This is a genomic window from Klebsiella michiganensis (assembly GCF_015139575.1).
GTDB classification, from domain to species: domain Bacteria; phylum Pseudomonadota; class Gammaproteobacteria; order Enterobacterales; family Enterobacteriaceae; genus Klebsiella; species Klebsiella michiganensis.
The window spans coordinates 3105663-3117942 of sequence record NZ_AP022547.1; the positions used below are offsets into that span (position 1 = coordinate 3105663).

At 59.9% G+C, this 12280-nt stretch carries 10 protein-coding genes and 1 pseudogene; 1 reads left to right on the forward strand and 10 read right to left on the reverse strand.

The window, feature by feature from the left end:
* Positions 1-52: 52 nt before the first annotated feature.
* The 8 genes and pseudogenes from JLG71_RS14605 to JLG71_RS14640 form a co-directional block, all read right to left on the reverse strand.
* Positions 53-946, reverse strand: a complete 894-nt coding sequence (locus JLG71_RS14605) for an ABC transporter substrate-binding protein (RefSeq protein ID WP_200913542.1) — start codon at positions 944-946, stop codon at positions 53-55.
* Entirely contained in the window at positions 943-1722 is a 780-nt protein-coding gene (locus tag JLG71_RS14610) for an amino acid ABC transporter ATP-binding protein (RefSeq protein ID WP_014229256.1), read from the reverse strand. The genes JLG71_RS14605 and JLG71_RS14610 overlap by 4 nt, the downstream gene beginning before the upstream one ends.
* Positions 1706-2632, reverse strand: coding sequence for an amino acid ABC transporter permease (locus JLG71_RS14615; protein ID WP_014229255.1), 927 nt, complete (start codon positions 2630-2632; stop codon positions 1706-1708). The genes JLG71_RS14610 and JLG71_RS14615 overlap by 17 nt, the downstream gene beginning before the upstream one ends.
* A 9-nt stretch (positions 2633-2641) precedes the next feature.
* Complete coding sequence (locus JLG71_RS14620) at positions 2642-3151, reverse strand: GNAT family N-acetyltransferase (protein WP_025107874.1); 510 nt, start codon at positions 3149-3151, stop codon at positions 2642-2644.
* Between the two features lie 11 nt (positions 3152-3162).
* Positions 3163-5436: pseudogene (locus tag JLG71_RS14625) on the reverse strand (NtaA/DmoA family FMN-dependent monooxygenase).
* Between the two features lie 30 nt (positions 5437-5466).
* The gene (locus JLG71_RS14630; protein ID WP_025107875.1) at positions 5467-6588 is read right to left on the reverse strand and encodes an amidohydrolase; all 1122 of its coding nucleotides are present in this window, start codon (positions 6586-6588) and stop codon (positions 5467-5469) included.
* A complete protein-coding gene (locus JLG71_RS14635; protein ID WP_064378500.1) occupies positions 6585-7586 on the reverse strand; it encodes an LLM class flavin-dependent oxidoreductase in 1002 nt (333 codons plus the stop codon). Before JLG71_RS14635 ends, JLG71_RS14630 begins: the two co-directional genes overlap by 4 nt.
* An 826-nt stretch (positions 7587-8412) precedes the next feature.
* Positions 8413-8952: an AAA family ATPase gene (locus JLG71_RS14640; protein WP_032749200.1), complete on the reverse strand. Its 540-nt coding sequence runs from the start codon at positions 8950-8952 to the stop codon at positions 8413-8415.
* 268 nt (positions 8953-9220) lie between these two features.
* Here JLG71_RS14640 and ansP point away from each other — a divergent pair, with 268 nt between their 5' ends.
* Positions 9221-10681 carry an L-asparagine permease gene (gene ansP, locus JLG71_RS14645; RefSeq protein WP_025107878.1) on the forward strand — a complete coding sequence of 487 codons (1461 nt, stop codon included), beginning with the start codon at positions 9221-9223 and terminating at the stop codon, positions 10679-10681.
* Between the two features lie 45 nt (positions 10682-10726).
* Here the strand turns inward: ansP and JLG71_RS14650 are convergent, their stop codons facing one another.
* Both JLG71_RS14650 and yncE read right to left on the reverse strand, forming a co-directional pair.
* The gene (locus JLG71_RS14650) at positions 10727-10948 is read right to left on the reverse strand and encodes a YgdI/YgdR family lipoprotein (RefSeq protein WP_009652277.1); all 222 of its coding nucleotides are present in this window, start codon (positions 10946-10948) and stop codon (positions 10727-10729) included.
* A 232-nt stretch (positions 10949-11180) separates the two neighbouring features.
* Positions 11181-12242: a 7-bladed beta-propeller protein YncE gene (yncE, locus tag JLG71_RS14655; protein ID WP_014229249.1), complete on the reverse strand. Its 1062-nt coding sequence runs from the start codon at positions 12240-12242 to the stop codon at positions 11181-11183.
* Positions 12243-12280: the final 38 nt, after the last annotated feature.

The window sequence follows — 12280 nt, forward strand, 5'->3', positions numbered from 1 at the left end:
CGAGCATTCGCCTCCGCTGTTTCGCATCACACTCCTGCGAAACAGCGGTTTTTTAGTAGGTTATCCCCGGCGGATTCACTTCCGATTGCGTCACCTCTTCGCCCTGCTCCCCCCAGCGCGCCAGCACTTTCTGATACTCGCCGCGAGCAATCGCGCCGTTCAGCGCCGCCTGCAGCGCCGGAGCCAGGCCGTTGCCCTTTTTGGTCGTGGTGGCAACGTACGCTTTTTTCGGCCCCAGGCCGACGACTTTGGTTTTGCCGCTGAGCGCCGCTTTATAGGCCGCCACCGACTGCGGCCCAAAGAACACGTCCGCGCGACCGGACTGAATATAAAGGTTGCCCGAGGCGTCATCGGTCAGGTAGACCGGCAGCGCGGGTTGCCGCCCGGCGGCTTCGTTTTCGGCGTTCCAGCCGAGCAAAATCCGCTCCTGGTTAGTCCCGGACCCGACGATCACTTTTTTACCCGCGAGATCCGCCGGACCGCTCACGCGGGCGATATCGCTGGTTGATTTCACGGAAAAGGCCAGAGAGTCAACGCGATAGGTGGCAAAATCAAACTTCTCTTTCCGCTGCTCGGTCACCGCAATATTGACCAGCGCGACGTCGTAGCGTCCGGAAGTAATCCCCAGCGGCCAGTCCTCCCAGGCGGTGGGCACCAGCTTTAGCTTCAGCCCGAGGCTGCCGGCCAGCAGCCAGGCAATATCCGGGTCGCTGCCGATACGCGTGCGGTTATCGCTGGCCAACAGCGCCAGCGGCGGCGAATTGAGCGCCGAAATCGCCACCGTTAAGGTACCCGGCTCGACGAAGGCGTAATTTGCCGGGATCTTCGCGATCGCCTGCTCATCGCGGGTCACCGGCAGCGGCTGCTCGTTGGCGCGCAGGTCGATAGCCGCCTGCGATGCCGCAGATAAAGAGAGTAGTGTCAGGGCCAAAAGTCCGTTTCTCATGCCGCTAATACCCTCGATAAGAACTGCCGCGTACGCGGATGCTGCGGTTGGTTCAGCACGGCGTCGCTGCTGCCCTGCTCGACTATCTTGCCGTCGACCATAAACACCACCCGGTCCGCCACCTCTTTCGCAAAACCGATTTCATGGGTGACCACCACCAGCGTGGTGCCGGAGCGCGCCAGCTTTTTAATCACGTCCAGCACTTCCCCCACCAGCTCAGGGTCGAGCGCGGAGGTCGGTTCATCGAACAGCATTACCCGCGGGTTAAGCGCCAGCGCCCGGGCAATAGCGATGCGCTGCTGCTGGCCGCCGGACAGGTGCCGCGACCAGGCGTCGGCTTTATTGCGCAGTCCGACCACGTCCAGCAGTTCATACGCCCGCGCGATCGCCTCTTTGCGGGTCGCCTGCTTATGGGCGATGGGGGCTTCAATCAGATTTTCCAGCACCGTCAGATGCGGGAACAGGTTGAAGTTCTGAAATACGTAGCCGACGTTAACCCGCTGGCGGAGGATCTCTTTCTCTTTCAGCTCGTAGAGCTTGTCGCCTTTACGGCGATAGCCGATATAGTCGCCATCGATCTGAATAAAGCCTTCATCCACGCGCTCCAGATGATTAATCGCCCGCAGCAGCGTCGATTTTCCCGAACCGGACGGCCCGAGGATCACCGTCACCGTGCCGGGTTCGATTTCCAGCGATACGTCATCAAGCGCTTTATGGCGGCCAAAATATTTGCTGACGCCGGTGATGGAGATATGGCCGTTACGAGAGTTGGGCATGGGCGGACTCCTGGGGTTGTGGGCGACGAATGGACTCAACGCGGCGGCTGCTGCGGGCGCTATTGACCGCCGAGCGGCGTTCGCTGCGGGCCAGTCCGCGCTCGACCAGATACTGGATCAGCGACAGCACGCTGGTGATCGCCAGATACCAGGCGGCGCCGACCATCAGCAGCGGGATCACTTCCTGGGTGCGGTTATAGATCATCTGGATGGTGTAAAACAGCTCCGGCATCGCCAGCACGTAAACCATCGCCGTCCCCTTGGCGAGGCTGATAATTTCGTTAAAGCCCGCCGGTAAAATGGTGCGCAGCGCCTGCGGCAGAATAATGCGCAGGGTCCGACGGCTGGCCGGAAGCCCCAGCGCCGCCGCCGCTTCATACTGCCCGTGATCGACCCCGAGAAAGCCGCCGCGGATAATTTCGGCGGTGTAGGCGCTTTGCACCAGGGTCAGCCCGACAACGGCGGTAGAAAACTGCCCCAGTACGTTGATGGTCTCAAAGCTGGCCCAGCGAATCGCGGTGAACGGAATGCCTATCGCTAGCGTGTCGTAAAGATAGGAGAAGTTGTAGAGAATAATCAGCACCACGATCAGCGGCAGCGAGCGGAACAGCCAGATATAGCCCCAGGCCAGGCTGCTCAGCAGCCATGAACTGGAGAGCCGGGCCAGCGCCAGCAGGCCGCCGAGAATAACGCTCAGCGCCGTCGCCAGCAGGGTCAGCAGCAGCGTCTGCCCGAGACCTTCAAGGATCACCGGGTCAAAGAACCAGCGGGCAAAGACGCGCCACTCCCAGCGCGGGTTAAAGGCGACCGATTGAATCACCACCGCCAGCACCAGCAGCGCCAGCAGCGCGCCTACCGCCCGCAGCGGATAGCGCGCGGGGACAACCTTAATCGTTTCCTGGGTATGCATATTGGCTCCTTAAGCGCTCTGGCTCAGCGCGCTGACCGCCAGCGCTTTCGTAAAGCGCAGTCGACCATCGAACGGCGGCAGGCTGTACTCTTCCGGATCGCGGCTGAGGTCAAACTGCGCCTCGTAGCCCTGGCTCAGGTAGAGCCGCACCGCTTCCGGCTGCCGAAAACCGGTGGTCAGATAGATATGGCTGTAGCCCGCGAGCAGCGCCCGTCGCTCCAGCTCCTGCACCACTTTCGCCGCCAGCCCCTGCTGGCGCAGACGACGATGGGTCCAGATACGTTTGATTTCTGCCGTATGGGAATCTTTCGGTTTGTACGCGCCGGTGGCGATAATTTCCCCTTCGCGCTCCAGCACGATAAACAGCCCCTGCGGCGCCAGATACCATTCAGTCAGCTCGATTTCGGCATCGCGGGAGAAATAGTCGCCGTAGCGCGCGGCGTACTCGCCGAACAGGCCCTCAATAATCGGCTGCAGCTCCGGCGCTTCCGGAGAGACATCGCGGAATAGATCGCTCATCATGCCTCCTGTTAGTCGCCGAGTCCGGCCGGGTTGATTTCCGATTGCGGAATGCTCTCCACGCCTTCCCCCCAGCGGTTCAGCACCTTCGCGTAGTCGCCGCTGCGGATTGCGCCGTTCAGCGCCGTCTGTACCGGTTCTACCAGACCGCTGCCTTTTTTCACCGTCACGGCAATATGCGCCGCCTTTGGCCAGCCGCCGTCAACGCTGCCTACCAGCTTCGTTTTGCCGGTCAGCGCCGCTTTCCACGCGCCGATCACATTGGGGCCGAAGAAGGCGTCGGCGCGCCCGGACTGCAGCGCCAGGGTCTGGGCGGCGTCGTCTTTGGTGTAGACCGGCGTAAACGGCTTCAGCCCCTTCTTGAGATTCTCGGCGTTCCACGCCAGCAAAATGGCTTCCTGATTGGTGCCGGAGCCGACGATAATCCGCAGCCCGGCAATATCTTCCGCTTTTTCAATTTTGCTCAGCGGACTGGTGCTCTTGACGTAAAAACCCAGCGAATCTTTGCGGTAGGTGGCGAAATCAAACTTCTCTTTGCGCTCTTTGGTCACGGTGATATTGCTGACCGCCGCATCATATTTGCCGGAAGCGACGCCGAGCGGCCAGTCCTCCCACGAGGTGGGTACCACATTCAGCTCCAGCCCGAGGCTGTCGGCCACCAGGCGGGCGATATCCACCTCGCTGCCGAGCAGGGTTTTGTTATCGTCAGAAAACACGGTCAGCGGCGGTGAGTTCAGCGCGGCGACCGCGACCGTTAGCTTACCCGGCACCGCCAGGTGGAGACCTTTCGGCAGCTGCGCGATAGCCTGCGGGTTTTTCGCCGTATGAATCGGCGTTTTGTTGGCGTCGAGGCTCACGCCGGTGCCGTTGATCGTGACGTTCTGCGCCCAGGATGACGCACTAACGGCCAGCGCCAGCGCCAGTAATAGCGATTTTTTCTGCGTTTTCTGCATAGCGGGTGTTCTCTATTATTGTTTTTGGAATTGATTCACGGGCTCTGCCAGCCCTAAGCTTTCGCGCAGCGTGGTGCCGGGATATTCCCGGCGGAATAGTCCGCGCTGCTGAAGAATCGGTACCACCTGGTCCACAAAGCGCGGGAAGGTATCCGGCGTACCGCCCTGGATAATAAAACCGTCCGTCGCGCGCTGTTCAAACCACTGCTGCAGACCATCCGCCACCTCTTCAGCGGTTCCGGCAAAGCGCGGTCGCGGGCTGGCCGCCTCCAGCGCCACCTGGCGCAGCGTCAGGCCGCGTTCGCGGGCATTGCGTTTTATCTCGTCGGTGGTGCTGCGAAAGCTGTTCTGCCCGAGGTCGCCGATATCCGGGAACGCCTCATCCAGCGGATACTGAGCAAAGTCGTGATGTTCAAAATAGCGGCCGAGATAATTCAGCGCGTCTTCAATCGACACCAGCGCAGCGGTGGTCTGGTATTGCTGCTCCACATCGTCGGCGCTGTCGCCAACGATGACGCTGACGCCCTGGAAGATATGCAGTTCGCTCTCCCGGCGGCCGTGCGCTGCAAGCTGGCTTTTGACGTCGCGATAAAAGGCCTGCGCCTCCGCCAGCGACTCCTGATGGGTAAAAATAGCGTCTGCGTGGCTGGCGGCTAACTTTTTACCGTCATCGGAGGCGCCCGCCTGAAAGATAATGGGCCGGCCCTGCGGCGTGCGGGCAATATTTAGCGGACCGGCTACTTTAAAGAAATCGCCGTGATGATTAAGCGTGTGCAGCTTGTTTTTATCAAAGAACTGGCCGCTCTCTTTATTACGAATAAACGCGTCCTGCTCCCAGGAGTCCCACAGGCCTTTGACAACCTGCAGATATTCATCGGCAATACGGTAGCGCAGCGCATGATCGGGATGCTGGGCGCGGGAGAAGTTTTTTGCTGAACCTTCCAGCGGCGGGGTGACCACGTTCCAGCCCGCGCGGCCGCCGCTCAGATGATCGAGGCTGGCGAACTGGCGGGCGGTGGTAAAGGGTTCGCTGTAGGAGGTCGACAGGGTACCGACCAGGCCTAAACGCGAAGTTACCGCCGCAAGGGTAGATAATACGGTGAGCGGTTCAAAACGATTTAAAAAATGCGGGATCGATTTTTCATTAATATATAAGCCATCGGCAACAAAAATAAAATCGAGCTTGCCCTCTTCCGCTTTTAACGCCGTCTGCTTGACGAACTCAAAGTTAATACTGGCGTCGGCCAGCGCGGCCGGATGACGCCAGGCCGACATATTTCCCGATGCGCCGTGTAATATAGTACCAATGCGCAGCTGCCGTTGTTCAGACATCGTTAATCCTTAGTCAATGACCCTGAATAATTAAAGTGCTTTTAATGCCTGCTCTGCCAGATCGGCAAAGTAGTGCGCCGCCGGGGCGATTAAACGCTCATCCGGGTTAAACGCCGGATGGTGAAGACCAAATTCGCTGGCGCTGCCGATGCTGACGAACGCGCCGGGAATATGCTGAAGATAAACGGCAAAATCCTCCCCGCCGAGATGGAGATCCGCATGGTGCGTGCGGTAGCCAGACTTATCGGCCACGTCGCTGGCGAAAGCGGCCCAGCGCTCATCATTAACCAGCGCGGTCGGTCCGGCGTACCAGAAGACATCTATCTGCGCGCCGAAGGCGCTGGCGAAGCCGGCGGCAATCTCGCTCACCCGCGCTTTCACCCGCTGCTGGACTTCGCTGCTGTGGGTGCGCAGCGTACCTTCCAGCTCGACGCTTTCCGGCAGGACGTTCCAGGTATTGCCGCCCTGAATCCGCGTGACGCTAAGCACCACGGAATCGAGGGTATTCACTTCGCGGCTGGCGACGCTTTGCAGCAGGGTCACCAGCTGGCTGGCCAGCAGAATGGCGTCCTTCCCTTCATGAGGCCGGGCGGCGTGAGCGCCTTTGCCGGTCACCTTAAACACAAAGCGATCGACGTTGGCGTAAAACGCGCCGCCTCGGGTGGCGAATTCGCCCACCGGCAGCCCCGGTTCATTATGCATACCGAAAATGGCGGAAACGCCCTCCAGCACGCCGGCGCGAATCAGGGTTTTCGCGCCGCCGAAGCTCTCCTCCGCCGGCTGGAACAGAATACGGACGCGTCCCGCCAGCTGCGCTTCGCGTTGTTTCAGCAGTAAGGCCGCGCCAAGGATCACGCTGGTATGAATATCATGCCCGCAGGCGTGCATCACGCCGGCATTCAACGAGCGAAACGGCACGCTGGCCGCCTCTTCGATAGGCAGCGCATCGATATCGGCACGCAGGGCTATCACCTTATCGCCGCTGCCCACTTCGGCAACCGCGCCGGTTTTCAGTTCATAAGGCAGAAGGCTGATGCCGCCGCTCTGCAGCCAGTCGCGAATACGTGCGGTGGTGTCGACCTCCTGCAGCGAGAGCTCGGGGTACTGGTGCAGTTCGCGCCGCCAGCGAATTAACTGTTCGGAAAGGCTCATGGCTGCACCTCCGCGCTCAAATGCGCCCGGGCCAGCAGACGCAGGGAGTTAAGGCGCGCCGCGCCATCGTTAATGGGCGTGTCGATAATAAATTCGTCGATGTTCCAGGCCGACTGCAGGGCATCCAGCTGCGCTTTCACCTGTTCCGGGGTGCCGAACAGCACCGCCGATTCCCGCCGGGCGATGCGCGTCGGCCTGCTGCCCGCCTGACGGGCAAAGGCGGCCGCCTGCGCTTCGCTGCCGACGGTGACCCGCTGGCCGTTTTCCAGCTCAACGCCCCACGTTTCGACGGATTTTGCCAGCTCCGCCGCCGTCGCGGCCTCTTCGGCCACGATGACCTGGACGGCAATAATCGCGTCGCGACGGCTCAGTTCGCGCCAGCGGGTTAACACCTCGCGCAGCAGCTGCTTATCGCCGTTGAGATGGGCGGCGAAGACGAAGTTCCAGTCCAGCTGCGCCGCCAGCTGTGCGCTCTCCAGGCTGGCGCCGAGCAGAAAGCCGTCGGCGCGACGCGGCGGGATCGGCGTTGCGCGGACGCTCTCCTCACCGTCGGTTTCAGTCAGCGACAGCCAGTTGTCGAGCTGCGCCAGCTGGTCGGCAAAACGCCCCTTTTGCTGGGGGTCAAGCCCCTGCTGTAACGCGCGAGTGGAGAGCGGCAGTCCGCCAGGGGCTTTGCCCACGCCCAGATCCACGCGGCCCGGAGCGAGGGAAGCCAGCATATTGAAGTTTTCCGCCACTTTATACGGGCTGTAGTGCTGCAGCATGACGCCGCCGGAGCCAACGCGAATCCTGCGGGTCTGGCCGAGGATCCAGGCAATGGCCAGCTCTGGCGACGGACTGGCGAGCTGGTCAGTATTGTGGTGTTCGGCTATCCAGAAGCGATGATAGCCCCAGGCTTCCGCCTGTTGCGCAAGCGTTAATGTACGCGCCAGCGCCTGGGCAGCCGTTTCTCCGGCTGCCAGCGGGCTTTTATCCAGGATACTGATTCGATAAGACATTTCGCAGGCTCATGTGGATTAACATGTCTGCATTATTAGAAGCGCCCGCGGCTGGTGAGAAACAATTTATTTACATTTACTCTGCCGGAAATTAGATATGCGGTGAGGTAACTGCCCCGGAGGCGATGCTGCGCATCTGCCCGGGCTACGCGTCCTCAGCAATCTGTGGGCCTGTAGCCCGGGCAGGAGCTGTGCAAGCCGGGAAGAAGCCGCAGCAATGCCAAGTTACGGCATATTCCCCGGGTTGCGGCGTAAACGCCTTACCCGGGCTACGGATTACCAGCAATCTGTGGCCCTGTAGCCCGGCTAAGCGCAGCGCAAGCCGGGAAGAAGCCGCAGCAATGCCACGTCACGGCATATTCCCCGGGTTGCGGCGTAAACGCCTTACCCGGGCTACGGGTTACCAGCAATCTGCGGCCCTGTAGCCCGGCTAAGCGCAGCGCAAGCCGGGAAGAAGCCGCAGCAATGCCACGTCACGACACATTCCCCGGGTTGCGGCGTAAACGCCTTACCCGGGCTACGGGTTACCAGCAATCTGTGGCCCTGTAGCCCGGCTAAGCGCAGCGCAAGCCGGGAAGAAGCCGCAGCAATGCCACGTTACGGCATATTCCCCGGGTTGCGGCGTAAACGCCTTACCCGGGCTACGGGTTACCAGCAATCTGCGGCCCGGTAGCCCGGCTAAGCGCAGCGCGAGCCGGGAAGAAGCCGCAGCAATGCCACGTCACGGCATATTCCCCGGGTTGCGGCGTAAACGCCTTACCCGGGCTACGGGTTACCGACAATCTGCGGTCCGGTAGCCCGGCTACGCGCAGCGCGAGCCGGGGGATTATCGGCTATTCTGCCGAAGCTCGCGCACCAGCGCCTCGGTCTGCTGCTGGTCGCGTAAACGAACAAAGCGAATGTGTTGATACTGCGGGTCCTGCATATCCGCCAGGTAACGCCGGCGATTGTTGCGCCAGGTTTTCAGCGTCCAGAGAATAATAGAGTCCCGGCTAAAGAAAGAGCGGCGGAAGGTTTCGCAATTGCCTGTGCCGGGCCACAGCTCCTGCCGTCGGCTTGCGCGTGAAGCCGCGCGACGGACCGCCTGGCGGATCGTGCGCCAGAAGCTGTAGTCCACCCACACCACCAGATCCACATCGCGCCATTTTACCGGGCGGCTGCGGTTATAGTTGCCGTCCAGCACCCAGCCGGGCGCGGCGAGCGCGGCGGTAAGTTTGGCGTAGAACTCATCGTCCGGAGTCCCTTGCCACTCGGGCAGCCAGTAGAGCACATCCATTTCAATATAAGGCAGTGACAGTTCCTGAGCCAGCCGACGCGCGAGGGTGGATTTGCCGACGCCGCTGGTCCCTACTACGTTGATTTTCATCGTGGTCTCTCGGGCAAAACGCGGGCGGAGAATAATAGCGCAATAACGTTAAAACGATGAGCAAAATTTCCCCATCATGCGCGAACGCCGAAAAGCGTCCGATCTCATTGATATTTAAGCAAGTGCTGTCCGCAAATCTTTTGCGTGCGTCCATTTTCCGATACGTGTAGGATTCTCCGCCATGCTCGCTTATCTCATTCCTCAGAATGATGAGAGAGCCAGCAGCACGAACCACTTCATGGACATTGACAGGAAAATAGCGACATCAATGAATACAAAACACTCTAGCGTGGCGGAGCAGCACGCTGCCAAACGCCACTGGCTGAACTCCCAGGAGTCGGGCTACCACAAGGCGATGGGCAACCGTCAGGTGCAGATGATTGCCATCGGCGGCGCGATTGGTACCGGCCTGTTCCTCGGCGCGGGCGCGCGCCTGCAGATGGCCGGACCGGCCCTGGCGCTGGTTTATCTGGTCTGCGGCCTCTTCTCGTTCTTTATCTTACGCGCGCTGGGCGAGCTGGTGCTTCATCGCCCCTCCAGCGGCAGCTTCGTCTCCTACGCCCGCGAGTTCCTCGGCGAAAAAGCGGCTTACGTTGCGGGCTGGATGTACTTTATCAACTGGGCGATGACCGGGATCGTCGATATCACCGCCGTCGCGCTGTATATGCACTACTGGGGCGCGTTTGGCGACGTTCCGCAGTGGGTCTTCGCCCTCGGCGCGCTGGCGATTGTCGGCACCATGAACATGATCGGCGTGAAATGGTTCGCCGAGATGGAGTTCTGGTTCGCGCTGGTGAAAGTTCTGGCGATCGTCGCGTTTCTGGTGGTCGGGACTATTTTTCTTGGCAGCGGAAAGCCGCTGGATGGCAATGCCACCGGTTTCCACCTGATTACCGATAACGGCGGCCTGTTCCCGCACGGCCTGCTGCCGGCGCTGGTGCTGGTACAGGGGGTGGTGTTCGCCTTCGCCTCTATCGAACTGGTGGGTACCGCCGCTGGCGAGTGTAAAGATCCGCAGACCATGGTGCCGCGCGCCATTAACAGCGTTATCTGGCGTATTGGTCTGTTCTACGTTGGCTCCGTGCTGCTGCTGGTGCTGCTGCTGCCGTGGAATGCCTATCAGGCCGGGCAGAGCCCGTTCGTCACCTTCTTCTCGAAGCTGGGCGTGCCGTATATCGGCAGCGTGATGAATATCGTGGTGTTAACCGCCGCGCTCTCCAGCCTCAACTCCGGCCTCTACTGCACCGGGCGTATTCTGCGCTCCATGTCGATGGGCGGTTCGGCGCCGAAGTTTATGTCGAAAATGAGCCGCCACCACGTGCCCTACGCCGGGATTCTGGCGACGCTGGCGGTGTATGTCGTTGGGGTATTCCTCAACTACCTGGTGCCTTCGCAGGTGTTTGAAATTGTCCTTAACGTCGCGTCGCTGGGGATTATCGCTTCATGGGGCTTTATTGTGGTATGCCAGATGCGCCTGCGTAAGGCGATCAAGGAAGGCAAAGCGGCGGACGTTAGCTTCAAGATGCCGGGGGCGCCTTTTACCTCCTGGCTGACCCTGCTGTTCCTGCTTAGCGTGCTGGTATTAATGGCTTTCGATTATCCGAATGGGACTTATACCATCGGTTCGCTTCCGCTGATTGCCGTTTTGCTGGTCGCCGGCTGGTTTGGCGTGCGCAAGCGCGTGCATGACATTCATAGCACCGCGCCGAATATTGAAAAACAGCAATAAATCACGTTGCGGTTTGCCTCACCGGGCAAACCGCAACCGCACAACTTAATTATCTTCCACCAGCTGGGCCACATCGCTGCTGTTAATCTGGCGCTTATTGCCCGACTCATCAGTATAGCTGGTCATTCCGGTATCTTTATCCAGCTTCGGCTTGCCCTGCGTTACGATAGTCTGCCCGCTTTTTGTCGTCATGACATAGTTTGAGCTACAGCCCGCCAGAAGAGCCAGCATCGCGCCGGCGCAAACAACCATTAATGATTTTTTCATCTTTTCTCCAGGATTAATGCCACCGTCCCGCTTGCGCAGGAAAGCCGTAAGTTTATAGCCATTACATTTATCAGGCTAATAAGTGTTTGTAACAGAGGGTGATATCTGGATGGGTGCGGTTTTCGGTCAGACAGCAAACAGTGCATTTTGTAGGCCGGGTGAGGCGTAATCCGCCACCCGGCTGCAGTGCGAACACACTGATGGCGGGAGAGGTTGCCCCCTCCCGTCAGGATCACAGCGCGATGCGGATAACGTCATCCGGCTGGGTCGCCTCTTTCTGACGCGTCGACTCCTGCTTCACGCTGACGTACAGCGTTTTACCATCGGCGGAGAGCGTCAGGCTGTTCGGATGAGTCGGCGTTTTGAAGGTCTTGACCACTTTGTAGGTCTTACCATCGATCACGCTCACTTCGCCGGCTTTACGGTGCGTCACGTAGGCTTCATTGCGGGTCGGGTTAAACAGCACGGCCAGGGACTCCGGCGCGGCGATCTTCTCCAGCACTTTGCCATCGCGAATATCGACCACCAGCACTTCCGGCTGTTTACCGTCGGTGATAAAGGCGCGATGTCCGGCGGTATCCAGGCTCAGGTTGAGATAGAAGTGCTCTTTGCCATCATCCTGCAGCTTTTTACGCGACAGGATTTTGTTGCTGGTGCTGTCGATAGTCACCAGTTCCCCGTCGGCATTGGTGGTATAGATACGGTTCGCTTCCGCGTCCAGCGCCAGACCGGTCGCCATTGCGCCAGTATTGGCGATGGTGTCTTTCAGCGTTAGCTTGTCGCCATCCACCACCCAAATCACGCTCTCTTTACCCAGCCCGGTGATGTAGACGGTGTTGGTTTTCTCGTTGACCGCCAGCTCGCGCGGGGCCAGCGGACGTACGGTTTCGCTGCGCTGGCGGGCGTCAAGCACCAGACGCCCTTTCACTTTCCCGGTTTTAGCATCAATGGCGGTGACGGTGCTGTCGGTGGTGTTGCCAAACCACAGGGTCTGAGTGGCGTTATCGATCGTCGCGCCGAAGGGTTTCAGATCGTTATGAATAATCTGCGTGACTTCGAGAGTCGTCGGATCGAGACGGTAAACGATACCGCCTTTATCCAGCGAACGGCTTTGCGAGGTGGCCACCCACAGCGCATTCTCCTGCTGGCTATAGGCCATTTCGTATGCGCCCTTGCCGACGGCTTTGCGCAGCATTTCTTCCGCCGCGTGGGCGCTAAAGCTCCCCGCCAGCAGTAACGAAGTTAACAACAGTGAACGGCGCAGACGCGGCGCGGACAGATGACGTAATGACATGACGACTCCCTTTGATAAAACAAATATATGCCTGCTCG